Consider the following 26294-nt stretch of genomic DNA (forward strand, 5'->3'; position numbering starts at 1 on the left):
AGCCCGGTCAGCCCCGGCCGGTGAGAAGTCCGTCCATCCACTCCTCCACCCCGTCGGCGGTGCGCGGCAGCGCCGACGACATCAGCCGGGCGCCGTCCGAGGTGATCACCAGATCGTCCTCGATCCGGACCCCGATACCGCGCAGTTCCCGTGGCAGGGTCTCGTCGTCGGGCTGGAGATAGAGCCCGGGTTCGACCGTCAGGACCTGCCCCTCCGTCAGGACGCCGTCCAGATACTGCTCCGCGCGGGCCCGGGCGCAGTCGTGCACATCGAGCCCGAGCATATGGCCCGAACTGCACAGCGTGTAGCGCCGGTACAGGCCGCTGTCGGCGGCGAGCGCCTCCTGTGCCGGGATGCGCAGGACGCCCCAGTCGGCCAGCCCCTCGGCCAGGACGCTCGTACAGGCCCGGTGGAAGTCGCGGAAGCTCGCCCCCGGCTTGAGGGCGGCGATGCCCGCGTCCTGTGCGGCGAGCACCAGCTCGTACACCCGGCGCTGGACGGGGGAGAAGCGCCCGGACAGCGGCAGGGTGCGGGTGAGGTCGGCGGTGTACAGCGCGTCGGTCTCCACGCCCGCGTCCAGCAGCAGCAACTGATGCGGGTCGAGCGGCCCGTCGTTGCGGGTCCAGTGGAGCACACAGGCATGGGCGCCGGCGGCGGCGATGGTCTCGTACCCGGTGCCGTTGCCCTCGGCGCGGGCGCGCCGCTGGAAGACCCCTTCGATCCAGCGTTCGCCGCGCGGGTGGCGCAGCGCGGTGGGGAGGGACCGTACGACATCCTCGAAGCCGGTGGTGGTGTGAGCGACGGCCTCCTGCAGCCGAGCCACCTCCCAGTCGTCCTTCACCAGCCGCAACTCGCCGAGTGCGGAGGCGAGTTCGGCGTCATGGGCGGCGTCCCGTCCGGGCCGGTGGGATGGCAGGTCGTCCAGGTGCGCACAGCGGAGGCCGGTGAGGCGCTCGGCCTCGGCCAGATCGGGGCGGCGGCCCACCCAGAACTCGCCGTAGCGGCGGTCCCGGTAGAACGCGCCGCCGTCGTCCCGCGGCGACCGCGGCCGCAGATACAGCACCGCCTCGCCGTCCGGTTCCACCACCAGGACATGCCCCGGCTGGTCCTCGCCCGTCAGCCCGGTCAGCCAGGCGTAGGCGCTGTGCGGGCGGAAGCGGTGATCGCAGTCGTGGGAGCGGACCTTCAACTCGCCGGCCGGGACGGTCAGCCGCTCGCCGGGGAAGCGTGCGGCGAGCCGGGCCCGGCGGCCGGCGAACCGTGCGAAGCCCGGGACGCGGGAGCCGTCGGGGGGTGGGGTGGTGGCCCACTGGCCGGTCATAAAGGCGGCGAGGGCGTCCGACACCGGCAAGTCATGGCTGCCGGTGTGGAGTTGGGGGGCGCGCGAAGTCAAGGTACACCTCCGGTAAAGAGAGTTACCTGAAGCCTTGTCAGTGCAATTTCACATTACTATGTTATGGGTCACACCTCGTGGAGTGAAGGCCACCGCCTCCATCCCCACACAACCCCCCACCCCCTCCCGGAGGTTCAGGTGCCCCCTTCGCGTCTGCCGCACAGAATCCTGCTGGCCGCGACCCTCGCCACCACCCTCGCCACCACCCTCGCCCTGCCGGCCGTCCAGGCCGCCCAGGCGGCACCCCGCACGTCGGCCACCTCGCAGCGGGACCGGGCGGCGCAGCCCGGACACCGGCCCGCCGCCCCCGCCTCCAACCCCTTCGACCATGCCCAACGCCTGGCCAGAGCCCCGAAGTCCGACGTCGCCCCGTCGCCGGCACCCCGCTCCCTCGTAGAGAGAGGCCGCATACCGGGTCCCCAGACCAAGCCCGCGGGCCCGCCGCAGGGCCCGAGACCCGAGGTGGCCCCCTGCACCCTCGACGGCGTCACCGGCCTGAACCCCGAACAGTTCGCGGACTTCCTCGCCGACCCGGCCGTCGCGGCCGACGACTGCCTGCGCACCCTCGTCTGGACCTGGGACCCCCGGCTCATCCCCGTCATGTCCGACGCCCATGTCCAGGCGGTGGCCCGTCGCATCACCGGCCTCGCCGCCGCCCATGACGGCAAGAACACCAGCCATCTGTACGAGATGTTCACGTACTTGCACGCGGTGGCCTACCAGGACTTCTCGCACGACGAGATCGACACCACCGACGCCCCCACCGTCGACGCCGTACGCCGCGCCGTCGAGGCCTTCGGTACCGCGGCCCGCACCTTCGATGTCACCCGGGCCAACGCCGACACCCTGCGCGAAGCCCTGTACGCCGCCAGCGCCCCGGGCTTGCGGCAGCATCAACTCGACCTGATCCGGCGGGTCCTGGCCACCCTGGACGCGGCCCACCCCGCCACCCACCAGGACCCGGCCTGGGGAAACGCCGCCCTCGCCGCCCTTTCCGTCAACTATCTGGGCGTCTACCCCGGCAACAAGGACACCGCCTTCCAGTACGCGGTCGCCGCCGACCCCGGCTACCGCGCCGTCTTCAAGGCGTTCGCCGGATACACCCACCTCAAGGGGACACCCAACGCCTGGGCCGTACGCGATGCGCTGGGGGAGTACGGCCGCTTCGGCCAGATCGGCTCCCTCAAGCCGGCCATCGTCACCGACCTCGGCGCCCTCCTCCCCACCACCGTGCGCAACTTCGGCGACGGCAGCGAACCCTGGGCCAAGGTCGCCGGCTGGCTCATCTTCTTCGACGCCTGCAAGCCGTACGCGGTGTGCAAGGAGGACATCGAAAAGCGGATCTTCCCGCGCACCTACACCTACGACAACGGCACCCTCAAGGTCCGCACCGCCCTCGACCGCGCCGTCGTCGACCAGCTCTACTACGCGTCCAAGCAGGTCAGGGCCCAGTTCCACCGGGTGCTCGGGACCACTGAACCGCTGACGGGCGACCCCAACACCACGCTCACCATCGTCCTGTACGCCTCCCGCGCCGACTACGAGGTCTACCACCCGCTGCTCACCGGCATGGACACCAACAACGGCGGCGTCTACATCGAGCAGGGCGCGACCTTCTACACCTACCAGCGTCGCGTCCCGCAGGACTCCAGCCTCACCCTCGAAGAGCTCTTCCGGCACGAGTACGTCCACTACCTCAACGGCCGCTTCGCCGTCCCCGGCTTCTTCGGCGAGGGCCCCTGGTACGAGGGCGACCGCACCACCGCCATGGACGAGGGCAGCGCCGAGTTCTTCGACGGCTCGACCCGTGACAACGGCATCGCCGTCCGCCGGTCACTCGTCCGCGACATCATCGCGGACACCGCAGGCGGCAAACCCCGTATGAGCATCAACGCGTTCCTGCACGCGACCTACGACCACGACGCCTTCCGCTTCTACTCCTACGCCGGGACGTTCTTCGAGTTCCTGTGGCGCGACCACCCCGCGAAACTCCAGGAGATGTACCGGTACCTGCGGGCGGACGACCCGGCCGCCTTCGACTCCTGGCGCAACCGCATGGGGTCCGACCCGGGGCTGCAGCAGCAGTACGACGCCTTCCTCGACGCGCAGATCGCCATCGTCGACGACCTCTTCGTGCCGGACACGACGTTCACGCCCAACGGATCCCTGAGGTTCGCCACCCCCGCCGAGGTGCAGAGCGCCTTCGCCGCCGCCACCGCCAACACGCCCGTCTGCAAGGACGACGGTGACCCGGGCATCGGCCGGTTCTCCTGCACCGGCCGGATCACCGCCAATCTCGCCAACTCCGGCGATCCCGGCCAGGTCTTCAAGGACATGGCCGAAACCGTCGACTACTTCATCCTCGACCGCACCAAGCCCGCCGCGAACAACTTCACCGACATGAACTGCTCCTTCGGCCCCACCGAGATCTGGTCCTCGGGCCGGGCCGGCAGCGCGGACTTCCGCTGCGAGGGCCCGTTGCGGCGGTGAGAGCGGCGCCGTCCTCGGCGGTGGCACGGCCCGTCGTGCGACTGGCGGGCCGTGACCGGGAGACGGGCCGTGTCCGCCAGACGGGCCGTGTCCGGCAGGGCCCTTCGGCTCCCGTCAGTCGCCGGGCAGATCGAGCCGGCGGGACGTACCGGGCGCCAGCGAGAACGAGCGGTCGCGCAGCCTGACCCGCACCGCCGCGTTCTCGGACGCCGGTACCGCGATCCGTACCTGCTCGGCGCGGATGCGCAGATCGATGTCCCAGTGGCGCCGGAAGCGGATGCGGACCCCGAACTTCGAAAGCTCCGGCAGCGGCGCCGGATCGAGCCACAGCGCCTGGTCGCGGGTCTCCAGGCCGGTCATACCGCGCTGGACGAAATCCAGGGTGCCGGCCATCGCGCCCAGATGGATGCCCTCCGCGGTGGTGCCGCCCTGGACGTCCGCCACATCCCCGGCCAGTGCCTCCTCGCAGTACGTCCAGGCGTCGGGACGGTGGACGCGGGCCAGGACCCAGGCGTGCACCAGGGCGCTGAGGGTGGAGCCGTGGCTGGTGCGGTGCAGGTAGTAGTCGACGGTGGCGTGCCAGATGTCGTCGTCCAGGGGACGGCCGAGCCGGCGGAACACCGAGGCGAGCTCCGACGGCGAGAAGAGATAGCCGAGCATCAGCACATCGGCCTGTTTGGAGGCCTGGTAGCGGTTGACCGTGTCGCCCTCCGCCTCCAGGATCCGGTCCAGCCGGCGGATGTCACCGTAGTGCTGCCGGTACCCGTGCCAGTCCAGCTCGGCGAGGTCCCCGTAGCCGGCGAACTGGCTGATCACCCCGTGGTGGTAGGGCACATGGAGCCGGTGTGTGATGTCCTCCCAGCGCTCGGGCTCCTCCGGGCCGAGCTGGAGACGTTCGCACAGCTGCCGGTGATGGGCCTCGGGGAGCGTGCGGCAGAGATCGAGGGCACGCATCAGTACCCAGGCCGCCGTGACATTGGTGTAGGCGTTGTCGTCCACTCCCGGCTCCGCGGCGCCCGGATAGCCGTCGTGGTACTCGTCGGGACCGACGACCCCACGGATGCGGTACCGGCCCAGGGCGGCGTCCCAGACCGCGGACGCGGCCCAGAAGCGGGCGATCTGCAGCAGCATCTCCGCGCCCCTGGTGTGCAGGAACTCCGTGTCGCCGCTGGCCTGCCCGTACTGCCACACGTTGTAGGCGATCGCCGACCCGACGTGGTGCTGGAGCCGGGAATAGTCGGGCAGCCAGCGCCCCGAGCGCGGGTTGAGATGGAGCTGCTGGGTCTCCTCACGGCCGTCGCCGGCACTCTGCCACGGGTACATCGCGCCGGTGCGGCCGGCTTCCCGCGCCGCATGGCAGGCGGCGGGCAGCCGCCGGTAGCGGTAGTCGAGCAGCGCGCGGGAGACCTGCGGCAGGTGCAGATTCAAGAACGGCAGCACGAACAGCTCGTCCCAGAAGACATGTCCGCGGTACGCCTCGCCGTGCAGGCCCCTCGCCGGCACCCCGGCATCCAGTTCGGCGGTGTGCGGCGAGAGGGTCTGCAGGAGGTGGAAGAGGTGCAGCCGCAGGATCCCGCCCGCCTCTCCGGGAACCTCCAGCTTGGCCTGCTGCCACAGGTTCTCCCAGGCGCGGCGGTGCGACGCCCGCAACTGCCGGAAGTGCGGGGCCAGGGCCACACAGTCCACGGCCGCATGCCGCGGGCTCTCGATCGCCGGGTCGCGGGAGGTGAACAGTGCCACGGTCTTCTCGACGACCGCGGGGGAGTCGGCGGGGAGGGGCAGGACCAGGGTGTGGAACGCCCCCAGTGCGCTGAGCTGCGGCATGGGCGCCCCGCCCCGGCCGGAGGAGGCGCGGGTCCGCGCGGCCAGCGCGATACGGATGTCCGAGTCGAGGGTGCGGCAGCTCAGCCACACCGTGTCCGGCCGCTCGCTCCCGGTCTCCCACCCCGTCAGATGCTGGTCCGCCAGCTCGCGGTAGCGCGCGACGCCGGCATTGCGCACCGCACCGTCGATCCCGGACTCCACCTCCACGGTGCCCGCCCACCCATGGGCCCTGAAGCAGGTGCGCAGCGCGGCCAGATGGGGTTCGCCCATGTGCACCAGGCGGCACTGTTCCACGGTCAGCCGCCGGCCGGCCTCGTCCTCGTAGACCGACCAGCGGGTCAGCGTGCCGTGCCGCAGGTCCAGGGTCTGCCGGTGCTCCGTCAGCTGCGGGTGGTCGGGGGAGAGCCAGGGGCCGGGAGCCGCGTCGGCGGGGCAGATCCGGTAGCGCAGCGGGAGCCAGTTGGGCAGGTTGACCATGTCCTCGTTCTCGACCGGGCGCCCTGCTACGAGGGAGGTGAGCCGGTTGTAGCAGCCGGCGGCGTAGGTGCCGGGGTAGTGCGCGGGTCCGGCCGGCACCTCGGACGCCGCGCCGCGGGTGGCGAAGTAGCCGTTGCCGAGGGCACAGAGCGTTTCGCGCAGCCGTTCCGCCTCCGGGTCGTACCCCTCGTACGACCAGGCCCAGGGGCGCGTCATCCGCCCTCCCCGGCCGTCGTACGACCAGGTCCAGGGGACCGTCATCCCTCCTCCCCGGCCGTCAGCAGCTCGCCGGGGTCGGCCACGACCACATCGGCGCCACGGCGGCGCAGGGCGGTGGCACTGTACGGTCCTGCCGTCCGGTCCACGCCCACCACCAGGCCGAATCCGCCGCGGCGGCCGGCCTCGACACCGGCGAGAGCGTCCTCCACCACGGCGGTGTCCGCGGCCGGGACACCGAGCCGCCGGGCCGCTTCCACGAAGAGCGCGGGGTCGGGTTTGCCGGGAAGTTGCAGCCGACGCGCCTCGTTGCCGTCCACCACGGCCTGGAAGAGCCCGAGCACGCCGGCCGCGGACAGCAGCTCGGTGGCATGGCGGGACGCCGAGACGGCGGCGCACGGTACCCCCAGGTCCCGCAGCACCCGCAGCAGGCGCACGGTGCCGGGCCAGGTGGCGACGGCCTCGGTCCGCAGGCGCGCGGTGAACAGTTCGTCCTTGCGGGCCGCGACGGCGCCGACGGTGTCCGTGCCCGGTGCGTCGTCCGGTGTGCCGAGCGGCAGATCGAGGCCCCGTGCGCGCAGGAATGCGGCCGCCCCGTCCTGCCGGGACCGGCCGTCGACATAGTGCAGATAGTCGTCCACCGGGTCGAAGGGGCGTTGCCCGCCCGCGGCCGCCAGACACGCGTCGAAGGCGCCCTTCCAGGCTGCGGCGTGCAGCCGCGCGGAGTCCGTGATGACCCCGTCGGTGTCGAAGACCACGGCCTGCAGGGAGTGCAGACAAGCGGCCAGCGAGGCGCCGCTCATGGTGACGGTTCCGTTCGTCGGTGTGTCCCTTCCATGGCACCACGACTGCGGGCCATGGGCGCGCCGCACACCGTCACCCCCGGCCCGGTGCGGCCCGGTGCACCACCCTGCCCCCCCTGCCCCCCCTGCCCCCCTGCCCCCCCCTGCCCCCCTGCCCCCCTGCCCCCCTGCCCCCCCTGCCCCCCTGCCCCCCTGCCTCGCCTGCGTCCCCTGCGCGCACCGGATCACGGTGCGACGGTGGCAGTAGGCCCCTTCGCCGAGGTGAGCGAAAGGAAGTGGGGGCGATGGAGCATCCGCTGACCGTCGGAACCGATGGATCGGATGCCGCGTTCCGGTCGCTGGACTGGGCGGTGGACGAGGCGGCACGCCACACCCTCCCGCTGCGGATCGTCCATGCCTCCCGGTGGGAGCGCTACGAGGGCACCTCGTCGGCGCCGGGCCCGGAACGCCCCGTCGAGCAGGTGCTCGCGGAGAACGTCGTGGCGTCCGCCGCCGCACACGCCCGCCACCGTCACGCGGACGTCAGCGTCTCGGCGGAGGTGCTGGCCGATGACGCGATCACCGTCCTGCTGAACGAGGGCCTCCATGCATCGGCGCTGGTCCTGGGATCGCGGGGACGCGGGGAGATCACCGGCCTGCTGCTCGGGTCGGTCAGCCTGACGGTTGCCGCCCGCGCCCGGTGCCCGGTGATCGTGGTACGCGGTGACCCGGCCGGACTCGCGGGCACGCACGGGCGCATCCTCCTCGGCGTCGCCGACCCGGCCGGTGAAATGGCGGCCGTCCGCTTCGCCTTCCGCGAGGCCGAGGCCCGTGGTTGCACGCTGGAGGCGGTCTGCGCCTGGCGCCGCCCCGCACACGCGACGGCCGACGCCCCGCCGCTCCCCGCAGATGCCCACGGCTACCACGAGCAGCAGGCCTCGTCGCTGCTGGACGATGCCCTGGCCGAGGCGTCCCGCGCGCATCCGGCGGTGCGGGTGGAGCGCGCCGTGGTCGAGGGACCGGCGCACAAGATCCTGGTGCACCGCGCCGCCGCAGCCGATCTGCTGGTGGTCGGAGCGCAGCGCCGCCAGGGACACTTCGGGCTGCAGCCCGGCCGGGTGGCGCACACTGCTCTCTCCCACGCCGCCTGCCCCGTGGCGGTCGTGCCACAGCCTGCCTGAGCCGGTACCGCGGCTCGCTGCTACTTCTGCAGCCCGGCCGCATGATCGGGGACGTAGGTCTGCAGATCCCGGGGCGGCCGCTGGTAGCCGGTGGCCGACGGCCGCGGCGGCAGGGTCAGCTCGGGCGGGGTGACGGCGCGGTAGGGCACCGTCGACAGCAGGTGGGCGATCATGTTCAGCCGGGCCCGGCGTTTGTCGTCGCTCTCGACGACGTACCACGGCGACTCCGCGATGTCCGTGTGGACGAACATCTCGTCCTTGGCCCGTGAGTACTCCTCCCAGCGGGTCAGCGACTCCAGATCCATGGGGGAGAGCTTCCAGCGCCGGGTGGGGTCCTGCAGCCGGCGGCGGAACCGCTGCTCCTGCATCTCGTCGCTCACCGAGAACCAGTATTTGCGCAGCAGGACCCCGTCCTCCACCAGCATCCGCTCGAAGACCGGGCACTGCCGCAGAAACCGCTGGTATTCGGCCGGTGTGCAAAAGCCCATGACCCGTTCGACACCGGCCCGGTTGTACCAACTACGGTCGAACAGCACCATCTCGCCCGCCGCGGGCAGGTGCTCCGCATAGCGTTGGAAGTACCACTGGGTGCGCTCCCGCTCGGTGGGCCGGGGCAGCGCCACGATCCGGGCCACCCGGGGGTTGAGGTACTGGGTGACCCGCTTGATGGTGCTTCCCTTGCCGGCCGCGTCCCGCCCCTCGAAGACCACGACGAGCCGGGCACCCTCGGTGCGCACCCACTCCTGGAGCTTCACCAGCTCCGTCTGCAGCCGGTACAGCTCCGGCTCGTACAGCGACCGCGACAACTTCCCGGCGCCGCTGCCGCCCTGCTTGTCCGCCATACGACGACGGTACGGAGAAAAGCCCCCGGCGGCTCAGGCGTGCGAGCCGAACGGGGCCAGGGCCTCGCGCTCGATCCGCCGCCGGACCTGCTCGGTCAGGGCGGAGAGCCGCTTCGAGACCTTCGCCCGAACGGCCTGCGGCGACCGGATGTACCGGGCGGTCGCGGGCAGCTCGGCGGTATCCGCCGCGACCCGCCGCCGGGCGTCCTCCGGACGGCCGCGCGGTGCGCTGCGCACGCCCCCGCGCATCAGCGTCTCCAGCAGCGGCGTACTGCCCGGGGGGACCGGCTCCTCGGCCAGACCGATCACATCGTGGCACCCGGGCCGACGGAAGACCTGTTTGCGGCCCGGTGCCGTCGCCTTCGCCGCCGACAGCTTCATCATGGGGCGGCCGTCGTAGGCGACGAGCTTGTACGCCGAATCCAGCGTGGGGGCGTCGGCGCTCACCCCGACCCGGGTGCCCACGGCGTAGACGTCGATCGGCGCTCCGGCCCGTGCCAGATCGTGCACGGCGAATTCGTCCAGCCCGCCGCTGGCGACGATGCGGACCTGGGGAAGTCCCGCGTTGTCCAGGATCGCGCGGGCACGGAAGGCCAGTTCTGCCAGGTCACCGCTGTCCAGCCGGACGGCCGACCCGTCTCCGTTCCCCAGCGCGTTGAGCACCCTGGCCGCTGCCGCGACGCCGGATTCGGTGGCGTAGGTGTCCACCAGAAAAGTCACCGGTCCGGGATGGCGGAGCGCAAACGCGGTGAACGCCGCCTCCTCGTCCCCGAACGCCTCGATGTACGAGTGCGCCATCGTGCCCACCGCCGTCAGATCCTCGGCGTGGGCGGCCGCCACATTGCTGGTGCCGGTGAATCCGGTCATGGCACCCAGCCGGGCGACCTGGCAGGCGGCGGCGGTTCCCTGGGTGCGCCGCAGCGAGAAATCCACGACGGAGCGTCCCCGTGCGGCGAGCACGCATCTGACGCACTTGGACGCGATGGTCGTCTGATGGGTGAGGTGATTGAGCACATACGACTCCACGAACTGCGCCTGCGGCAGCGGAGCGGTGATCTCCAGCAACGGTTCACCCGCCAGGACGACCCGGCCCTCCGGCACGGCCCGGACCTCGCCGGTGAAGCGCATCCCCAACAGCGGAGCGAGCTCCCTCGCCGGCCGATGCAGCACCTCGGCGAACACCTCTACGTCGTCGCGTCCGACAGCGAAGTCCGAGAGAAAGTCGAGGACCGTCTCGGCCCCGGCGGCGATCAGGAACCCCCGGTCCGGCGGCAGGGCCCGTACGAAGCAGCTGAAGGTCGCAGGCTCCGTCATGCCCTCGTGGAGGTATGAGAGGGCCATGGTCACTTCGTACAGGTCGGTGAGCGTCGCATCCGACATGGCCGGCTCCTTCCAGGGAGCGCCGTGGCACCGGCCGGCCGGGGACGGCGCCCGCACCGGACTCACGCCATCGCGCTCGTCCAGCCGTACGCGGCGCGGTGGTCGTGCCGGGGCGGCGCGGCACCGACCCCTTCGAGATCAAGATCCGCCACCCGCTGCAGTTGCCCCGCGAGGTCCTTCATCGCACGCCCGGCCGCGATCTCGTCCCCGATCTCGGGTACGTCCCTGTCCTCGGGGCTGCAGTGGGCCGTGCCGTGCCCGGTGAGGGTGGTGGTTCCGGTCCGGAGCACCACACGTGCCTTGGTCGTTCCGTCCTCCTCGAAGAGGTGGAGACGGACGGGCCACTCGACTGTCGTTGCCATGGCTTACCTCTGCCTTCTACCGGGGGCTGCCACCTGCTACCGGGGCTGCCACCTCGGGCCGCTGGCGGAGCCGTCATGCCTCGGCAGTCGGTCCCGCCGGTATGGCCTCCCACCGCCATCATCCGCCTTCTGCCACGGGGCGTCACGGCGCCGGCCGCCGGCCGTCTCAGACCGTGGACGCGACGCCCGCCGTCGCGTGGTCACCCGTGCGGCACCACTGCCACCGGACACGGAGCGTGGTGGACGGCCGCCTGGACGACATGGCCGATACGCGGTGTCGGCAACCGGCGCCGGTGCCGCCGGCCGACGATGAGCAGCCGGGTGTCAGCGGCGCTGTGCAACAGGGCCGGCGCCGGGCTCTCCATCACCACCCGCTCGTTCACCTGCAGGTCCGGGTACTTCTCCCGCCACGGATGCAGCGCCGCGGCCAGCTCCTGCCGCGCGTCGTGCGCCGCCTCCTCGGCGGCGACCGGTTCCACGCCGCCGCCCCGGTTGTACGCATACGAGGGCAGGTGCCGGCCGTGCACGGCACGCAGGGCGGCCCCCCGGCGGGCGGCGCTGTCGAAGGCGAAGGCGAGCAGTGCCTCGCACGGCCCGTGCAGGCTCAGCCCCACCACCACCTCTCCGTCCTGTCCGGCCGCCGCGATGCCCGGCCGGGCACGTACCAGCACCGTGGGGCAGTCGGTGTGCGCCACCAGCTTCAGACCGAGCTCGCCGAGGGCGAAGCGGGACACCGGGCCCAGGTCCCGTGAGCCGAGGACCAGCAGATCCGACTCTCCCGCGGCTTTCTGCAGGGCGTCCAGGGGGTCTTCGGGCACCAGGACCGGGTCCACCGGAAGGTCCGGGAACCGGGTGCGCACCGCGGTGACGGCTTCCTCCATCATCCGGTGCGGCCAGTAGTTCTGGTCCCCTTCCTCCAGTTCCTCCAGGGGATGGGGCACCGGCTCGGGCGCGAGCAGCACCCAGGCATGCAGCAGCCGCAGGCGCGCATGGCGCAGCCGTGCTTCGTGTGCCGCCCACAGGATCGCGGACAGGGACTCGGGCGTACCGTCCACACCGGCGGTGATGACATCGTTCATGGCCTCGCTCCGTTCCTGGCGCGCTCGGCACATTCGCGCCCACACCTCCAGGGTGCTCGACCTCGCCCGCTCCGGCACGGGCCACTCGGCCCCGTTCGGCCCCCGCTCGGACCCGTCATCGTCACCGGTCAGCGCGGGCCCTGCCCGGTGCTGCCCTGCCCGGTGCCGTCGTGCCCCGCGCCGTCGTGCCCGGCGCTGCCGTGCGCGGGGTCGGCCCGGGGACCGTCAGACGGTGTGCCACCCATCACGCGCAGCATGGCCCGGCCCCCGGTGCGCAGGAAACGGTGGACCAGCGCGGCGGCGAGGAGGAGGAAGGCGAGGTTGAGCCAGGTGGTGTAGTTCCAGGAGACCCCGGACATCGGGATCGTCGCATCGGCCTGGCGGGGGATCAGCCCCAGTCCGCCGAAGACGCCTTCGACCACATAGCCCGCGACGACGACCGACGCGTAGAACGTGACCAGCAGGAACAGCGCCATCCTGGTCCCGTAGTACTTCCGGTAGATGTGCAGGATCGGCAGGATCAGCAGGTCGGCGAAGATGAAGGCGACCACCCCGCCGAAGCTGATCCCGCCCTTCCACAGCACCACCGCCAGCGGCACGTTGCCGATGGAGCAGACGAACGAGGCGAGCGCCACCAGCGGTCCGATCAGCGGCCCCCACACCTTCGCGGCCAGCGGGTGTCCGTCGAAGAAGAAGGCGCGCCAGAAGCTGTCGGGGACCCAGGCGGCGATGGCCCCGGCGATCAGCAGGCCGATGACCAGATCCTTGATGATCGCGGCCCATTCCATGACGAAGACGTGCGAGGTCGAGGTGTAGCCCTCGGCGGAGAACAGTCGACGCGCGAAGGACCCCTCGCGGTGTACGGACATGTCCATGGCAGCATGTCCCTCCATGGAGCCGGCCAGCCCCCGTTCGGCCTGCTCACGAGCGCGCCGCAGCAGCTTGTCGTGCAGAAAGAGGCGGAACAGCACGGCCAGCACGACGATCATGACCGGTCCGCCGACGAACTCGGCGACCGTGAACTGCCACCCCATCAACAGGGCCAGGATGACGCCGAGTTCGACCACCAGGTTCGTGGAGGCGATCTCGAACGCCATGGCGGCCGTGAAGTGCGCGCCCTTGCGGAACAGCGACCGGGCCAGCGCGACCGCGGCGTACGAGCAGGAGGAGGACGCCGCACCCAGCGCGGCGGCCAGCGTCAGGGTGCGGGGACGGTCGTCGCCGAGCAGGCCGACCACGGTGGATTTGCGCACCACGGCCTGGACGACCGCGGACAGCGCAAAGCCCAGGATCAGCGCCCAGGTGATCTCCCAGGTCATGGATCCGGCGATGGACAGTGCGTGCAGGATCGGGTGCATCGGCTGAGGTGTTCCTTGGCGCACCGCGGCGCAAACGCCGCTCGCCCGGCGGCGGGTCGGGCCCGCAGACCGGCCCGCGGGCGCGTCAGACCCGCCCGTGCGCCTTCTGCGCCCGCCTCGACAGCGAGTCGATGACGACGGCGATCAGCAGCACACCGCCCGTGATCATGAACTGCACGGCCGTCCGGATGCCCATGAGGGCCACCCCGGAGGCGATCGACTGGATGACCAGGACACCGAGCAGGGCGGACCAGGTCCGGCCCCGTCCACCGAACAGGCTGGTGCCGCCGATGACCGCGGCGGCGATGGCGTCCATCAGCAGCAGGCCCGCCCCTGACGTCTGACTGGCCGAGGTGACGCGCGAGGCCAGGAACAGACCGCCGATCGCGGCCATCGTGCCGGACACCATGAAGACGGAGATACGGACCAGGTCCACATTGAGACCGGTGCGGCGGGCGGCCTCGACGCTGCCGCCGAGGGCGAAGATCATGCGTCCGTAGCGTGTGCGGCGCAGCACGCAGTCGAGGCCGACCAGCACGACGAGGAAGATCAGCAGGGCCAGCGGAAGCCCCAGGAACTGATTGAGGACCAGGGCCGCGGCCAGGGAGATCACCGCCAGCACTCCGGTGCGCAGGAGGATCTCGCTCAGCGGCCGGGCGGGCACCCCGGCGGCCCTGCGCCGCCGCACGTCACGGTACGAAACAAGGAAGTAGCCGGCGGTGCCGAGCACCGCCAGGCCGTACGCGGCGGCCACATTGTTGAAGTAATAGCTGGTCAGCATCGCGAGCAGGCCCTTGTCGTCGATGTTGATCGTGCCGTTGGAGCCCAGGATGTAGAGCATCAGGCCGTTCCAGCCCAGCAGGCCCGCAAGGGTGACCACGAACGCCGGTACCCCGACCTTGGCGAAGAAGAACCCCTGAACGGCTCCGATCACCGTGCCGCCGAGCACCGCGACCAGCAACGCGAGCCCCTCCGGCACGCCGTGGTTCACGGTCAGCACCGCGAAGGCGGCCGCCGCGAGGCCGCTCACCGACCCCACCGAGAGGTCGATCTCGCCGAGCAGCAGAACGAAGACCACACCGACCGCGATCATGCCGGTGCCGACGATGTCCACGGTCAGATTGGAGAGATTGCGCGGCGAGAGGAAGTTCTCGTTGAGGCTCTCGAAGATGATCCACACCACGATCAGGCCGAGAGCCACCGGGACCGAGCCGAGCTCGCCGCTGTGGAACCTCCGCCGGAGCATGTCGAGGGGGTTCTGCGCCCCGAAATCGGGCACGAGACGGCGCCGGTCGGCAGTGGTCACCGCCCCGCCGGCGGTGCCCTGCCCGCCGGACGGTCTCTGCTTCCGCAGTGCCCAGGTCCTGCTCACGGCTGCACCTCCCAGCCCGGTGTCCTGCGGCGTGTCACGGCGTTGTCCGTGGCCCCGGTGATCGAGGAGATGATCTGTTCGTGGGACGTGGTCGTCACATCGAAGAAGCCGTTGTTCCGGCCGAGCCGCAGTACGGCGACCCAGTCCGCGACCGCCTTGATGTCCCCCATGTTGTGGCTGATCAGGAGCACCCCGAGCCCGCGTTCGCGGAGCTGGTCGACGAGGTCGAGGACCTGGGCGGTCTGTTCGATGCCCAGGGCCGCGGTGGGTTCGTCGAGGAGCACGAGCCGGGGCTCGCCGAGCAGCGAGCGGGAGATCGCGACGGTCTGGCGCTGGCCGCCGGAGAGCGAGGCGACCGGGAGTCGTACGTCGGGCATCCGGATGGCCAGCATGTCGAGCAGGCCCAGGGTGAGGCGCTCCATCTCCACTTCGTCGAGCACCCCGGCCCGGTGGATCTCGCGGCCGAGGAAGAGATTGCCGACCACGTCGAGGTTGTCGCACAGCGCGAGGTCCTGGTAGACGGTGGCGATTCCCAGGTCCTGGGCCTCGTGGGGGCGGGTGATCTGGGCGGGCCGACCGTCCCACTCGATCACGCCCTCATCGGCGGGGTCGACGCCGGCGACCACCTTGATCAGGGTGGACTTGCCGGCGCCGTTGTCGCCCACGAGCGCGACGACCTGACCGGCGCGTACCTCCAGTTCGACATCCGCCAGTGCCTGGACGGCGCCGTACCGTTTGGAGATTCCGCGCAGCGCCAACAGGGGCGGCGCCGGTGTCGGTCGCCGGAGGGCCGGTCCGGGCTCCATGGGTACCTGCCTTACCTGGTGAGTCCTGCCTTCTGGCAGGCGGACTCGAACTTGGGGGTGCAGATCTGCTCGATCGTGTACATGCCGTCCTTGACCACGGTGTCCTCGATGCGGTGCACGGTCACCGAGACCGGGGTGAGCAGCACCGCCGGGATGCCATGGGTGGTGGGGCTGTTGACCGAGTGCGTCGTGATGTCGTCGAGCTTCTTGCCGCGGCCCAGCGCGACGGCCATGGCGGCGGCGGTGCCGGCCTCGGGTGCGAAGGGCTTGTAGACGGTCATGTACTGATCGCCGGTGACGATCCGCTGGATGGCGGCGAGTTCGGCGTCCTGGCCGGTGACGGGTGGCAACGGAGAGATCTTCGCGGCCTCCAGGGCGGAGATGATCCCGGCCGCCAGCCCGTCATTGGCGGAGTAGACGCCGTCGATGTGCCCGGCGCCGAGGGCCGAGATGGCGGCGGACATATTGCTGTTGGCGTTCTCCGGTCGCCACCCCGCGGTCTCGTAGCTCTTGCCGATCTTCACCTTGCCCCGGAGTACGTCGAGCGCGCCCTGCTTGAACCAGGCGGAGTTGGGGTCCGTCGAATCGCCGTTCATCATGACGATCTGGGCACCGCGCGCCTTGTTGCCGAGCGCCGCGAGAAGTGCCTCGCCCTGCAGCTCGCCGACTCTCCTGCCGTTGAAGGAGACATACGCCGAGACCGGTCCCTCCACGAGGCGGTCGTAGGCGACGACCGGGATTCCCGCCGCCCGCGCGCTCTCGACCGGCGAGCGCAGCGACTTGGAATCGACGGCGTCCAGGATCAGCACCCGGACCCGCTTGGTGATCATTGCGTCCATCTGCTGCTGCTGGGTGGCCACGTCGTGCTCCGCGCTGACGACCTCCACCGTGCATTCGGGGCAGAGCTGATGGATCTTCTTCTCGATCAGCGGCTTGTCGAAGTGGTAGAGCCGCGAGGTGTTGTCCGGGAGCAGCACACCGATCTTCAGGGCGCCGCCGGAGGCGGGCCCGCTCGGTTCGTGCACCCCGCCGGCCTTGCCGCAGGCGGCCGGTCCGGCCAGCAGGCACAGCCCGGCCAGGACGGCGGCAGCTCCCCGCAGACGAGCACGCACCTCAGGGCACCTCCTCCCCCTCCCGCCGGCCAGCCGTGCCGGCCGGTGCCCCCTCGGTGCCGAGCTGCTCGTCCGGCTGCAGGGTGATCTCGCTCCACACCTGCTTGCCGCCGCTCAGCGGCACCGAACCCCAGGACGCCGACATCGCCTCGACCAGCAGCAGCCCGCGGCCGCCGGTCGACTCCCAGTCCACGGTCGTCGGCTTGACGGGTGCGCGAGGCGAGGCGTCGTTCACCGCGATCCGCAGCCGGTCCGCGGCCAGGGTCAGATCCAGCCGCACCTCCCCCTGCGTATGGGCAATGGCGTTGGTGACCAGCTCGGACACCACCAGCAGGGCCACGTCCAACTCCTCGCTCACCTGCCAGGAGCGCAGCGTGCGGGCGGTGAAGCGACGGGCATGCATGACCGCGTCGGGGAGCCGCCACACCGTCCAGTGGACCCGGGTCGGGCGGACGCGCATCCCGTCGTAGCGCAGTACCAGCACCGCCACATCGTCGTCGCGCCGCTTCGTCTCGCCGAGCAGTTGGTCGGCCAGCTGCCCGGCATCGGCCGGGTCGGCCGTGGCGAGCAGCTCTCGCACCCGGCGGATGCCGTCGTCCAGGTGGAGCGTGGCCGATTCGGCCAGCCCGTCCGTGAGCAGTACGAGCACGGTGCCGGGGGTCAGGCCCACCTCGGTCAGCGGGAACTCACCCTCGGCGGCCACCCCCAGCGGGGGACCGCCCTCGACCGACAGTTCCTCGGTGGTGCCGTCGGGGAACCGCAGCAACGGCGGCAGATGTCCGGCCCGGACGAACCAGGCGATGCCCTCCTCCATGTCGAGGTCGACATAGCAGCAGGTCGCGAAGAGATCGGTCTCCATGCCGAGGAGCAGCCGGTTGGCATGGGAGACCACCACATCGGGCGGGTGCCCCTCGACCGCGTAGGCGCGGATGGCGGTGCGCATCTGGCCCATGATCGTGGCGGCGCCGGCGCTGTGGCCCTCCACATCGCCGATGACGAGCGCGATACGGCCGTCGGACAGCGGGATGACGTCGTACCAGTCGCCGCCCACTTCGAGGCCCATCGTGGCGGGCAGATAGCGGGCGACGGCCACCCCGCCGGGCAGCGACGGCAGCTTGCGGGGCAGCAGACTGCGCTGGAGCATCGTGGCGAGCTCATGCCCGGCGTCCAGCGCATGAGCGCGGACGAGGGCCTGGCCCACCAGACCCGCGGTGGCGGTCAGCAGTGACCGTTCCTCCGGCCCGAACGGGTGCTCCTCGTCCCATCCGACCAGACACACTCCGACGATCCGGCCCCCGGCCGGCAGCGGCAGGACGGCGAGACCGCCGAGCCCGATTCCCGCCAGGTCGGGTTCGAGAGCGGCTCCCGGAGGCCACAGGGCCACATGGCCGCCCCGTATCACGCCCTCCAGCGAGGGCATCGAGTGGCACGACGCATCGGGCCACTCGGACCGCCACTCGGACCGCCACACCGCGGGCCAGGCGTGGGGCTCCGGCGGGTCCAGCACGGACACCACGAACCGGTCGGCCTCCAGCTCGGCCACCGCCACCCGGTCGGCCCCCAGCGGCATCCGCAGGGCGGCGACCACCACCCGGCCGACGTCGCGGATGGTGGTGGCGCCGGCCAGCGCGGCGGACAGCCGCTGCACGATGGAGACCTCGTCCGCACTGGGTCGCAGATAGGAGGCGTCGGCGACCACGCCCAGCATGCGCTCCGGGGCACCGGCGGCGTCGACCAGCACCCGGCAGCGCAGACTCAGCCAGCGGAGCTCGCCGTTGGGCCGGCGGATCCGGATCGACAGCTGCTGGGCGGGGGAGGGCAGCCCGCCCGGCTCCACCATCGACATCAGCGCGGGAACGTCGTCCGGCGCGGTGCACTCCAGCAGCGTCTCCACCCGCCGGTCGAAGTGCTCCGGAGCGATCCCGAACAGCTCCAGTACCTGGCCGTCCGCGTCGATCCGCCCGGTGCTCAGCGTCAGCGTGAAGGCGCCGCCCCGGAGGGTGTCCAGCCCCGGTCCCAGCAGCGACCGCCGCTCCGTCCGGGCCATCACCCGGGCCGCGACGGCCTCCAGCCCCGCGGACACCTGGTCGGCATGCAGTTCCAGCAGATGGCGGCGGTCGGCGTCGAAGGCGTCCGGGGCCTTGTCCATGACCACCAGGCACCCGAGCCGTTTGGCATCCCCGCCCAGCGGCAGTACGCCCAGCGAAACATCGGACGGCAGTGCTCCGGCGCCGTCCCAGGGTTCTGCACCGGGGCCGCCCGGCGGAGCGGTGACGCCGTACTGCGCGAGCTCCGCAGGGCTCAGCCACAGGGAAAGGCCGGTGCGGAAGGACGCGGCGACCGGGGAGTTGCCGGACAGCGGGAAGCTCGCCGCCAGCCCGTAGGGGGCACCGGTACCGCCGACCATCTCGGCCAGCTGAAGCTCGCCGCTCCCTTCGGCGGGCACATAGACGGCGGTCAGCTCGGCCCCGCTAGCCCCGAGGACCCGTGCGGTCACTTCCTGTACCGCCTCCGTATGCCGGAAGCCGTCGTCGTAAGCCCCGGTCGCCGTATCCGCCCTCCGGGGCCGGAGCGTCCACCCCGCCACCGCTTCACCGGATATGTCGTCATTCACGGCCTCCTCTCCATGGTGCGGCACGCAGGGAGGGGGCAGCTAGTCGGCGAGGGGACCACGCTGGGTGACCAGCGCCTTCCTTCACGGCAGCGGAACGAACGGACCGCCCCCGAGAGCCGTCGGGGGCGGATCAGTGCATGAACGGCTGGATGGACTGGGCGTGCCGGAACACATTGCGCGGGTCCCAGTGGGCCTTGACCGCCTGCAGACGTTCGTAATTGTCGCCGTAATACAGACGGTGCGACGGCTGGCCGGAGCGGTTCCAGTCGGGGTCGTCGAGGTCGGTGTCGGGGTAGTTGATGTAGCACCCGTCGGTCACCGGCGCCTGCTGCCCGTCGGCCGGGGTGCCGGCCGGCGACAGCACCGGCACCCCGCCGGTGTCCTTGTAGACATCGCGGTAGAACTCGCGGATCCAGCGCAGATGCGGTGCCGCGATCGAAGGATCGGCATCGGCGTCGTGATGGTCGGCCACCCCGTCGTCGTTGGAGTCCTTTTTCCAGCTCCAGTACGTCTGATACTGCAGCTTCAGCACGGAACTGCGTTGGTACACCGCGGTGTCACCGCTGTCGGGGAGGTTCATCGCGCCGCCGTAGGAATCGACCTGGAGCAGCGCCTGGGGATTGTCGTAGCCCGTGCGCGACAGATGCGTGAAGAGGGCGTTGAGCTGCGGTTCGGTGAAGCCGCGCGTCATGTACGCCGACTTGTACTTGCCGCACTGGTTGTCGCCGGAGCCGTTGAGCGTCTGGGTGGCGGTGAGCCACGGCAACCGGGTCGGCACCTCCAGATTTCCCATGGGCCCGTGCTCGCCCATCCGTCGGTCCAGCGGGGTGGGTTCGATGCCCAGGTCCTGGGTGAGCCACCCGAGAAAGGCGTTCAGCCGTTCCACGCTGTCCGGCCTGGTGGCGTCGAGCTGAGTGATCAGACCGATCTTGCCGTTGGCGCGGTGGTTCAGCTTGAGCAGGGTGAACATGTCGCTGTAGTCGCGGCGGAGGGCTACCGGGAGCTGCGGTGTGTTCTCGTACTCGAAGAACAGCCCGTAGTTCCGCACCAGCGACTTGAAGCGGTCCGGGTGGTCCTTGAGGTCCTCCCACGGCCAGGCCACGGCATGCAGCAGGACCTCGGACGGGGGCTCGGGCAGCCCCTTGAACCAATACCTGGTGACCACACCGAAGTTCCCGCCGCCCCCGCCGGTATGGGCCCACCACAGGTCCCGCAGCTCCTGCTCGGGCGCATCACGGCGTGCGATCACCACCTCCGCATGCTGCCCGTCGCGGACGACGACGACCTCCACCGCATAGAGATAGTCCACGGTCAGACCGTGTTGACGGGACAGCAGCCCGTACCCGCCGCCGGACACATGGCCGCCGGCGGCGACCGAGTAGCAGGAGCCGCCGGGCAGCGCCACACCGAAGGGTGCGTAGAGGTGGGTGGCGACATGCCAGTTGTTCGCCCCGGACTCCACGCAGTACGCGCCCATCTCCTGGTCCAGGTAGGCCCGGTCCATCTGAGCGAGGTCGAGGATCACCCCTACGTCGTCGCCGCAGACGAAGTTCTCGTAGCAGTGACCGCCCGACCGGACCGTGATCCGCCGATCGAGATCCTCATCGGAACGGTGGCCGGCCAGATACTTGTTGAGCGCGCCGACGACCTCACTCGTCGAGCTGACCACCGACACATAGTCAGGTGTCGCGATGAAACGCTGGTTGAACCCTCTGCGAAGTGCTTCGTAGCGGGCATCCCCCTGGCCCACTTCGGTCCCGTATGCGGTTCCGGCCGTGATCTGGTGCACGGTCATCTGGTCTCCCCTCACCGAACTGATGGCGCGATGCATTCAATTGACTACTATCCGTGACCAATGCTAACGCTGCGAGTACCCGAAAGACGTCAGCCGCTGCACCGGGGTTGACTCGCCTGCTCCTTGCTCCCCGCTCCCCGCTCCCTACTCCCGGCTCACCGCGTGCCGGCTTGGACGGCCGGGGGCCGCCGGTCGGCCGGTCAGTCGTCGTCAGGGCGTCAGGGCGTCAGCACGGCGGCACCCTGCACCCGGTCGGCGGCCAGGTCCGTGAGTGCCTGCGGGGCACGGCTCAGCGGGTAGGGGCTGACGGTGACCCGGATGCCGATCCTCGCCGCGGTCGCCAGGAACTCGCGGCCGTCCTGCCGGGTGTTGGCGGTCACGCTGCGCAGATTCCGCTCGTTGAAGAGATGCCGCTGATAGTTGAGTGGAGGGATGTCGGTGAGATGGATGCCGGCCACGGCGAGCGTGCCCGAACGGTCGAGCGCCGCCAGCGCCACCGGCACCAGATCGCCGACCGGCGCGAAGAGGATCGCCGAGTCCAGGGGTTCGGGAGGGCGGTCGTAGGCGTCGCCGGCTGAGGAGGCGCCCAGATCGAGGGCGAGTTCACGGGCCCGCGCGGACCGGGTCAGCACATGGACGGTCGCGCCTTCGGCCAGGGCGACCTGCGCGGCCAGATGCGCCGAGGCGCCGAAACCGTAGATGCCGAGCCTGCCGCCGGAGGGCAGTGCGCTGCGGCGCAGCGCGCGATACCCGATGATCCCGGCGCACAGCAGTGGTGCCAGCAGTGTGGCGTCCTCCCCGTCCGGGAGCGGATAGGCGAAGTCCGCGGGGACGAGAGCGGCATCGGCGAAACCGCCATCCGCGTCCCAGCCGGTGTACCGGGAGGCCGAACAGAGATTCTCGTGGCCCGCGCGGCAGTACCGGCAGACTCCGCAGGTGCTGCGCAGCCAGGCACCGCCGGCCCGGTCACCGGCGTGGAACGCCGTCACCGCCTCGCCGGTGGCGACCACCCGGCCGACGATCTCATGGCCAGGGATGGTCGACGGGCGGTGCGGAGGCAGGTCGCCCTCCGCCAGATGCAGATCCGTACGGCACACACCGCAGGCCTCCACGCTGAGCAGCAGGTCCCCCGGGCCCGGCCCGGGGGCCGGACGCCGGACGGCGGACAGCGGCCCGGAGGCCATCGGGCCGGGGCGCCGGACGGCCCAGCCGGACACCCTGTCCGGGCCTGCAACGGGGGCCATGTCCCCAGCATGGCGCCCACCGGAGAGGCGGACAAACGGTGCGTCGCCGCGGCCCGCGGCCCGCCGATGTCCCGGAGTCCGCGCCGTGCGGCGTCACCGGGGCGGGTCCGGAACCGACCGGAACGGGCCGCTCGCTCGAAGGGCGGGTGTGCGAGGTCCGCATGTGCGATGACATAGCCGGATCGAGTGGTTTTGTGGCCTCTTGCGGCGTATCGCGAGTGTCCCTTCCTCTTCCAGGGGATCCCCTCCTCGAAGAAGGGTGGGAGTTCGCATGCGCGACACCGTCGGCACCGGCCGCTCCGCGGCAACCGGCGGCTGGCGCGTGCTGGTATTCGTCGCGCTGCTGGCGCTCCTGCACGCCCCACTCACCACCGGCTGCTCCCATGGACCGGCCCCCGATGCCCACGGCTGCCCTCCGCACGCCGACGCCCCCGCAGTGCCGGGCCCGGCCGTCCGGACCTGCGTCATGGCGGGGCCGCTGCCGGCGTCCACCGGCGGCGGAAAGCATCCGGGCAGTGGCGTCCGCCGTTTGTGCGACGCGACGGCCTGCCATCTGCGCCATCAGGTCCCCACCGGGGGCGGCGGCAAGTCGTTCGGGGACTCTCCCGTCGCGCAGACCCTCACCGCGTCGAAGGACGCCTCCTCCGGGGCCGCCGTCACGGCCGCTGCCCCCGCATCGCCACCTCGCGCGGCCATCCTGCGCTGCTGAGCCGGCCCGGCCGCATCACCCACCCCACCCCGTCGCGGGGACATGGGGCGATCGCGGTCTGCCGTCATCAGTTCTCGGCACTTCCACCGCAGGAGATTTGGCATGCCCCTCGATGTCTATGCCGCTCTTGGCGCGCTCGTCCGCGCCGAGGCCCGACGCACCAAGCCGGTACCCGCGCCCACCCCCGCCGATCATGCCGCGACGCAGCAGCCGGGTACCCCGGCGCCCCCGCCGGCCCGGCCGCCGGCCGCCGTCACCGCGGCCCCGTCCCCGGACCGGAAGGGCCTGCTCCTCAGGATGGTTCGCCGGCTGACGACGCTCTTCGGCCGGGGCCGGTCCGCTGGGTCAGGAGCGACCGGATCAGGAGCGACCGGATCAGGAGTAACCGGTCAGGAGTGACCGGATCAGGGGTGGAAGGGCCGCACCCGGCGCGCGATCCGGAAGCCGGCGGTCCCGAGCGTCACCGGCGCCAGGACGGGGCGCGCCCCGCGGAACCGCCGTCGGGGTCACCGCTCGCGTAGCGGCCGTGGAAGTGCGAGTACCGCTCCAGCGGGTCGCCGTCCATGCTCCACGGCCAGATGGTCGCCACCCCTCCGGTGGCGCGCAGCGTGGTCCCGGCCTCGGCCGTCCGGCCGGCTTTGATCAGGGCGTAGGCCAGCAGGTTGAGGTCGGCCAGGGCCGTCGCGTGCCGGAGGAACCCCGGGCCCGGCCAGTAATGCGCGGCCTGGTCGAGCGCCCGGGCGGCATCGGGGCGCCGCCAGATCTCTCCCGCGCCCAGAGCCGACATACCGCCCTCGGCGACCGCTCGCTGGTGGCTGAGGACGAGCGCGGTGAGTTCCAGACCGGCGGCGGGGGCATCGGGCGGCATCAGGGAGCGGACACCGTCGAGCAGGTCCAGCACCAGGGCGCTGGAGCCGCATTCGTCCGGCGAGAGATAGCCCAGGGCCTGCAGATGCGCCTCGCGGTTCCAGGGATCGCGGGCCTTGATCTCGCGCCAGATCGCCGCCAGCTCCGTGGAGGGGCGTCGCTCCACGCGGAGAGTGGCCAACTGCAGCGTCCACGGGGTGGGGTCGGCGGGGAGGAGTTCGGCGGCGAGCCGGCAGGTCTCGCGGGTGGCGTGCAGGTCGACGGAGGAGTCCTGCTGCCGGGCATGGAGCAGGTCCGACCAGGCGTGGAGCAGCAGTGCGCCATGGTCGTTCGGGCTGTGCTGGCGCCAGATGCCGGGCAGCGACCGCCCCGCCGACCCGGCGAGCACCCCCAGGCGGTGGGCCTTGCGGTCCCAGTCCTCGCCGGCGTCGTTGATCGCATCCGCCATCAGCGCCATGACGGCGGTGTCCAGCGAACCGCGGGACCAGCAGGTCTCGACGCGCCGCCGGACCTTCCCCAGGGTCACATCGTCGAGCTCGGGGACGAGGCGGGGAAGGCTGCCTTTGCGGCGTCTGAACGCGGGCATGTTTTTCGGCGGCCTTCCGGTCGTGGGCTCGTAGGCGGAGAGAAAGGTCCCAGCAGGCTAGTGGCACCGCTGTGCCGTACGGGCGGCGGGTGCGGGGCACACCGCCGACCGTACGGCACGGCGTCCGGTGGCCGTCCGGCCACCCTTCGGCTAGGAGGTGACGGCTGCCTTCTCGGCGGCACGGCTGCCGAGCCGGTCGCGGACCAGGGAAACCCCGACCACCAGCACGGCGAGGAGCACCGACAGCAGCACCTGGATCCGGCCGCCGCCCTCGCTGTCGTCGGTGAGCATGTAGACCAGCACGAACGAGATCATCGCGATCGTCGCCCAGGTCAGGTACGGGAACAGCCACATCCGGACGACCAGCTTGTCGGGGTTCTCGCGGAGGATGATCCCGCGCATCCGCAGCTGCGAGAAGCAGATGACCAGCCAGACGAAGAGCGCGACCGCGCCCGAGGAGTTCAGCAGGAACTGGAAGACGGTGGTCGGCCACAGGTAGTTGAAGCCGACCGCGATGAAACCGAAGAGGACCGAGGCGAGGATCGCGGCCTGCGGGACGCCGCGGGAGTTCGTCCGGGCGAAGGCCTTCGGGGCGTCGCCGCGCTGGCCGAGCGAGAAGGCCATCCGGGAGGCGGTGTAGAGGCCGGAGTTGAGGCAGGAGAGCACGGCGGTCAGCACGATGACGTTCATGATCTGGCCGGCGTGCGGGATGCCGATCGAGTCGAGGGCCGCGACGTAGGAGCCCATCTTGGCGATCGACGGGTCGTTCCACGGCAGCAGGGAGACGACCACGAGGATCGAGCCGAGGTAGAAGATGCCGACGCGCCAGATCACGCTCTTGGTGGCCTTGGTGACCGCGCGCTGCGGGTCCTCGGATTCACCGGCGGCGAGGGTGACGATCTCGCTGCCCATGAAGGAGAAGACGACCATCAGGACGCCGGTGAGGATCGCGCTGGGCCCGTGCGGAAGGAATCCGCCGTGGGAGGTGAGGTTGTCGAAGCCGGTCGCCGCGTTGGCGGAGCCGGGCAGTACGCCGAATATCGCCAGGCCGCCGACGACGATGAAGGCCGCGATGGCGACGACCTTGATGCCGGCGAACCAGAACTCGAACTCACCGAACGAGGCGACCGAGGCGAGGTTGGTGGCGGTGAGGACGACCATCACGATCAGCGCCCAGGCCCACTGCGGGACGGCCGGGACCCAGCTGGTGAGGATGGCCGCGCCGGCGGTCGCCTCCACGGCGAGCACCACGACCCAGAAGAACCAGTAAAGCCAGCCGATGGAGAAGCCGGCCCAGCGGCCGAGCGCCCGGTCCGCGTAGGCGGAGAAGGAGCCGGAGGTCGGGTTGGCGGCCGCCATCTCGCCGAGCATCCGCATCACGAACACGACCAGCGCGCCGACCAGGGCGTACGACAGCAGGATGCCGGGGCCGGCGGCCGCGATGCCGGAGGCGGAGCCCACGAAGAGACCGGCACCGATGACCCCACCCACGGCGATCATGGACAGATGGCGGTTCTTGAGGCCCGACTGCAGACCTGACTGCTGCGGAGCCTGCCCGTGCCCCGGGGGAGCGGGCGGAGCGGCCACGGGGTTGGGGGGAGATGTAGTCATCTTCGACATCCATTGAGGGTTGGAGGGGTCGTGCACGTGGTGACTGCGGGGATCGCCTCGGTGGGGCCGGACGCACGACAGGGCCGGCTGCCGGCAGGCGGCGATCATGGCCCTGACGTAGTGCGAAGGCGCGACGAGCGGGCCGTGGCCTTCGGATGCCCTGCGCGGGTGGGGGAGCGCTGATCGCGCCTCCG

Annotated in this window: 19 protein-coding genes; 3 read left to right on the forward strand and 16 right to left on the reverse strand. The window is 71.3% G+C overall.

Translation table 11 applies throughout. The annotated features are described in order from the left end of the window. Nucleotides 1–7: 7 nt before the first annotated feature. Entirely contained in the window at nt 8–1393 is a 1386-nt protein-coding gene (locus ACF088_RS33500; RefSeq protein WP_392379647.1) for an aminopeptidase P family protein, read from the reverse strand. A gap of 138 nt (nt 1394–1531) precedes the next feature. Between ACF088_RS33500 and ACF088_RS33505 the strand changes: the two genes are divergently transcribed. Then, a complete protein-coding gene (locus ACF088_RS33505) occupies nt 1532–3883 on the forward strand; it encodes a collagenase (RefSeq protein ID WP_392379648.1) in 2352 nt (783 codons plus the stop codon). Nucleotides 3884–3997: 114 nt separating this feature from the next. Here the strand turns inward: ACF088_RS33505 and ACF088_RS33510 are convergent, their stop codons facing one another. Together ACF088_RS33510 and ACF088_RS33515 are read right to left on the reverse strand one after the other, a co-directional pair. Next, complete coding sequence (locus tag ACF088_RS33510; RefSeq protein WP_392379714.1) at nt 3998–6400, reverse strand: glycoside hydrolase family 65 protein; 2403 nt, start codon at nt 6398–6400, stop codon at nt 3998–4000. A gap of 41 nt (nt 6401–6441) precedes the next feature. Continuing rightward, nucleotides 6442–7203, reverse strand: coding sequence for an HAD family hydrolase (locus ACF088_RS33515; protein ID WP_392379649.1), 762 nt, complete (start codon nt 7201–7203; stop codon nt 6442–6444). A gap of 284 nt (nt 7204–7487) precedes the next feature. Between ACF088_RS33515 and ACF088_RS33520 the strand changes: the two genes are divergently transcribed. Continuing rightward, complete coding sequence (locus tag ACF088_RS33520) at nt 7488–8363, forward strand: universal stress protein (RefSeq protein ID WP_392379650.1); 876 nt, start codon at nt 7488–7490, stop codon at nt 8361–8363. Between the two features lie 20 nt (nt 8364–8383). Here the strand turns inward: ACF088_RS33520 and ppk2 are convergent, their stop codons facing one another. The 11 genes from ppk2 to ACF088_RS33575 form a co-directional block, all read right to left on the reverse strand. Next, nucleotides 8384–9205, reverse strand: coding sequence for a polyphosphate kinase 2 (ppk2, locus tag ACF088_RS33525; RefSeq protein ID WP_392379651.1), 822 nt, complete (start codon nt 9203–9205; stop codon nt 8384–8386). A gap of 33 nt (nt 9206–9238) precedes the next feature. Further along, nucleotides 9239–10585, reverse strand: a complete 1347-nt coding sequence (locus ACF088_RS33530) for a nicotinate phosphoribosyltransferase (RefSeq protein ID WP_392379652.1) — start codon at nt 10583–10585, stop codon at nt 9239–9241. A 62-nt stretch (nt 10586–10647) separates the two neighbouring features. Beyond that, nucleotides 10648–10947: a dsRBD fold-containing protein gene (locus tag ACF088_RS33535; protein ID WP_392379653.1), complete on the reverse strand. Its 300-nt coding sequence runs from the start codon at nt 10945–10947 to the stop codon at nt 10648–10650. A 200-nt stretch (nt 10948–11147) separates the two neighbouring features. Continuing rightward, on the reverse strand, nt 11148–12026 hold the full coding sequence (locus tag ACF088_RS33540) for a universal stress protein (protein WP_392379654.1): 879 nt from the start codon (nt 12024–12026) through the stop codon (nt 11148–11150). A gap of 128 nt (nt 12027–12154) precedes the next feature. Continuing rightward, nucleotides 12155–13384: a permease gene (locus ACF088_RS33545; RefSeq protein ID WP_392379655.1), complete on the reverse strand. Its 1230-nt coding sequence runs from the start codon at nt 13382–13384 to the stop codon at nt 12155–12157. Nucleotides 13385–13469: 85 nt separating this feature from the next. Beyond that, nucleotides 13470–14756 carry a sugar ABC transporter permease gene (locus ACF088_RS33550; RefSeq protein WP_392379656.1) on the reverse strand — a complete coding sequence of 429 codons (1287 nt, stop codon included), beginning with the start codon at nt 14754–14756 and terminating at the stop codon, nt 13470–13472. After that, on the reverse strand, nt 14753–15562 hold the full coding sequence (locus ACF088_RS33555) for an ATP-binding cassette domain-containing protein (protein ID WP_392379657.1): 810 nt from the start codon (nt 15560–15562) through the stop codon (nt 14753–14755). The genes ACF088_RS33550 and ACF088_RS33555 overlap by 4 nt, the downstream gene beginning before the upstream one ends. An 11-nt stretch (nt 15563–15573) precedes the next feature. Beyond that, nucleotides 15574–16674, reverse strand: a complete 1101-nt coding sequence (locus tag ACF088_RS33560; RefSeq protein WP_392379658.1) for a sugar ABC transporter substrate-binding protein — start codon at nt 16672–16674, stop codon at nt 15574–15576. 1 nt (nt 16675) lies between these two features. Then, a complete protein-coding gene (locus ACF088_RS33565; protein WP_392379715.1) occupies nt 16676–19081 on the reverse strand; it encodes a SpoIIE family protein phosphatase in 2406 nt (801 codons plus the stop codon). A gap of 337 nt (nt 19082–19418) precedes the next feature. Next, nucleotides 19419–21083, reverse strand: a complete 1665-nt coding sequence (locus tag ACF088_RS33570; protein ID WP_392379659.1) for an FAD-dependent oxidoreductase — start codon at nt 21081–21083, stop codon at nt 19419–19421. Between the two features lie 218 nt (nt 21084–21301). Further along, nucleotides 21302–22327, reverse strand: a complete 1026-nt coding sequence (locus ACF088_RS33575) for a zinc-dependent alcohol dehydrogenase family protein (RefSeq protein ID WP_392379660.1) — start codon at nt 22325–22327, stop codon at nt 21302–21304. 271 nt (nt 22328–22598) lie between these two features. Between ACF088_RS33575 and ACF088_RS33580 the strand changes: the two genes are divergently transcribed. Beyond that, a complete protein-coding gene (locus ACF088_RS33580) occupies nt 22599–23036 on the forward strand; it encodes a hypothetical protein (protein WP_392379661.1) in 438 nt (145 codons plus the stop codon). Between the two features lie 460 nt (nt 23037–23496). Here ACF088_RS33580 and ACF088_RS33585 read toward each other — a convergent pair whose 3' ends face one another. Both ACF088_RS33585 and ACF088_RS33590 read right to left on the reverse strand, forming a co-directional pair. After that, nucleotides 23497–24489 carry a hypothetical protein gene (locus ACF088_RS33585; RefSeq protein WP_392379662.1) on the reverse strand — a complete coding sequence of 331 codons (993 nt, stop codon included), beginning with the start codon at nt 24487–24489 and terminating at the stop codon, nt 23497–23499. 150 nt (nt 24490–24639) lie between these two features. After that, nucleotides 24640–26100, reverse strand: a complete 1461-nt coding sequence (locus ACF088_RS33590; protein WP_392379663.1) for an amino acid permease — start codon at nt 26098–26100, stop codon at nt 24640–24642. Nucleotides 26101–26294: the final 194 nt, after the last annotated feature.

It is taken from the genome of Streptomyces sp. NPDC015125, assembly GCF_043080045.1.
Taxonomy (GTDB): domain Bacteria; phylum Actinomycetota; class Actinomycetes; order Streptomycetales; family Streptomycetaceae; genus Streptomyces.

Excerpts from the sequence above, each read along its gene's own strand:
- ACF088_RS33510 (WP_392379714.1), bottom strand. The coding sequence starts at position 6,400 with ATGACGCGCCCCTGGGCCTGGTCGTACGAGGGGTACGACCCGGAGGCG.
- ACF088_RS33515 (WP_392379649.1), bottom strand. The coding sequence starts at position 7,203 with ATGAGCGGCGCCTCGCTGGCCGCTTGTCTGCACTCCCTGCAGGCCGTG.
- ACF088_RS33520 (WP_392379650.1), top strand. The coding sequence starts at position 7,488 with ATGGAGCATCCGCTGACCGTCGGAACCGATGGATCGGATGCCGCGTTC.
- ppk2 (WP_392379651.1), bottom strand. The coding sequence starts at position 9,205 with ATGGCGGACAAGCAGGGCGGCAGCGGCGCCGGGAAGTTGTCGCGGTCG.
- ACF088_RS33530 (WP_392379652.1), bottom strand. The coding sequence starts at position 10,585 with ATGTCGGATGCGACGCTCACCGACCTGTACGAAGTGACCATGGCCCTC.
- ACF088_RS33535 (WP_392379653.1), bottom strand. The coding sequence starts at position 10,947 with ATGGCAACGACAGTCGAGTGGCCCGTCCGTCTCCACCTCTTCGAGGAG.
- ACF088_RS33540 (WP_392379654.1), bottom strand. The coding sequence starts at position 12,026 with ATGAACGATGTCATCACCGCCGGTGTGGACGGTACGCCCGAGTCCCTG.
- ACF088_RS33545 (WP_392379655.1), bottom strand. The coding sequence starts at position 13,384 with ATGCACCCGATCCTGCACGCACTGTCCATCGCCGGATCCATGACCTGG.
- ACF088_RS33555 (WP_392379657.1), bottom strand. The coding sequence starts at position 15,562 with ATGGAGCCCGGACCGGCCCTCCGGCGACCGACACCGGCGCCGCCCCTG.
- ACF088_RS33565 (WP_392379715.1), bottom strand. The coding sequence starts at position 19,081 with ATGGTCGGCGGTACCGGTGCCCCCTACGGGCTGGCGGCGAGCTTCCCG.
- ACF088_RS33570 (WP_392379659.1), bottom strand. The coding sequence starts at position 21,083 with ATGACCGTGCACCAGATCACGGCCGGAACCGCATACGGGACCGAAGTG.
- ACF088_RS33575 (WP_392379660.1), bottom strand. The coding sequence starts at position 22,327 with ATGGCCCCCGTTGCAGGCCCGGACAGGGTGTCCGGCTGGGCCGTCCGG.
- ACF088_RS33580 (WP_392379661.1), top strand. The coding sequence starts at position 22,599 with ATGCGCGACACCGTCGGCACCGGCCGCTCCGCGGCAACCGGCGGCTGG.
- ACF088_RS33585 (WP_392379662.1), bottom strand. The coding sequence starts at position 24,489 with ATGCCCGCGTTCAGACGCCGCAAAGGCAGCCTTCCCCGCCTCGTCCCC.
- ACF088_RS33590 (WP_392379663.1), bottom strand. The coding sequence starts at position 26,100 with ATGACTACATCTCCCCCCAACCCCGTGGCCGCTCCGCCCGCTCCCCCG.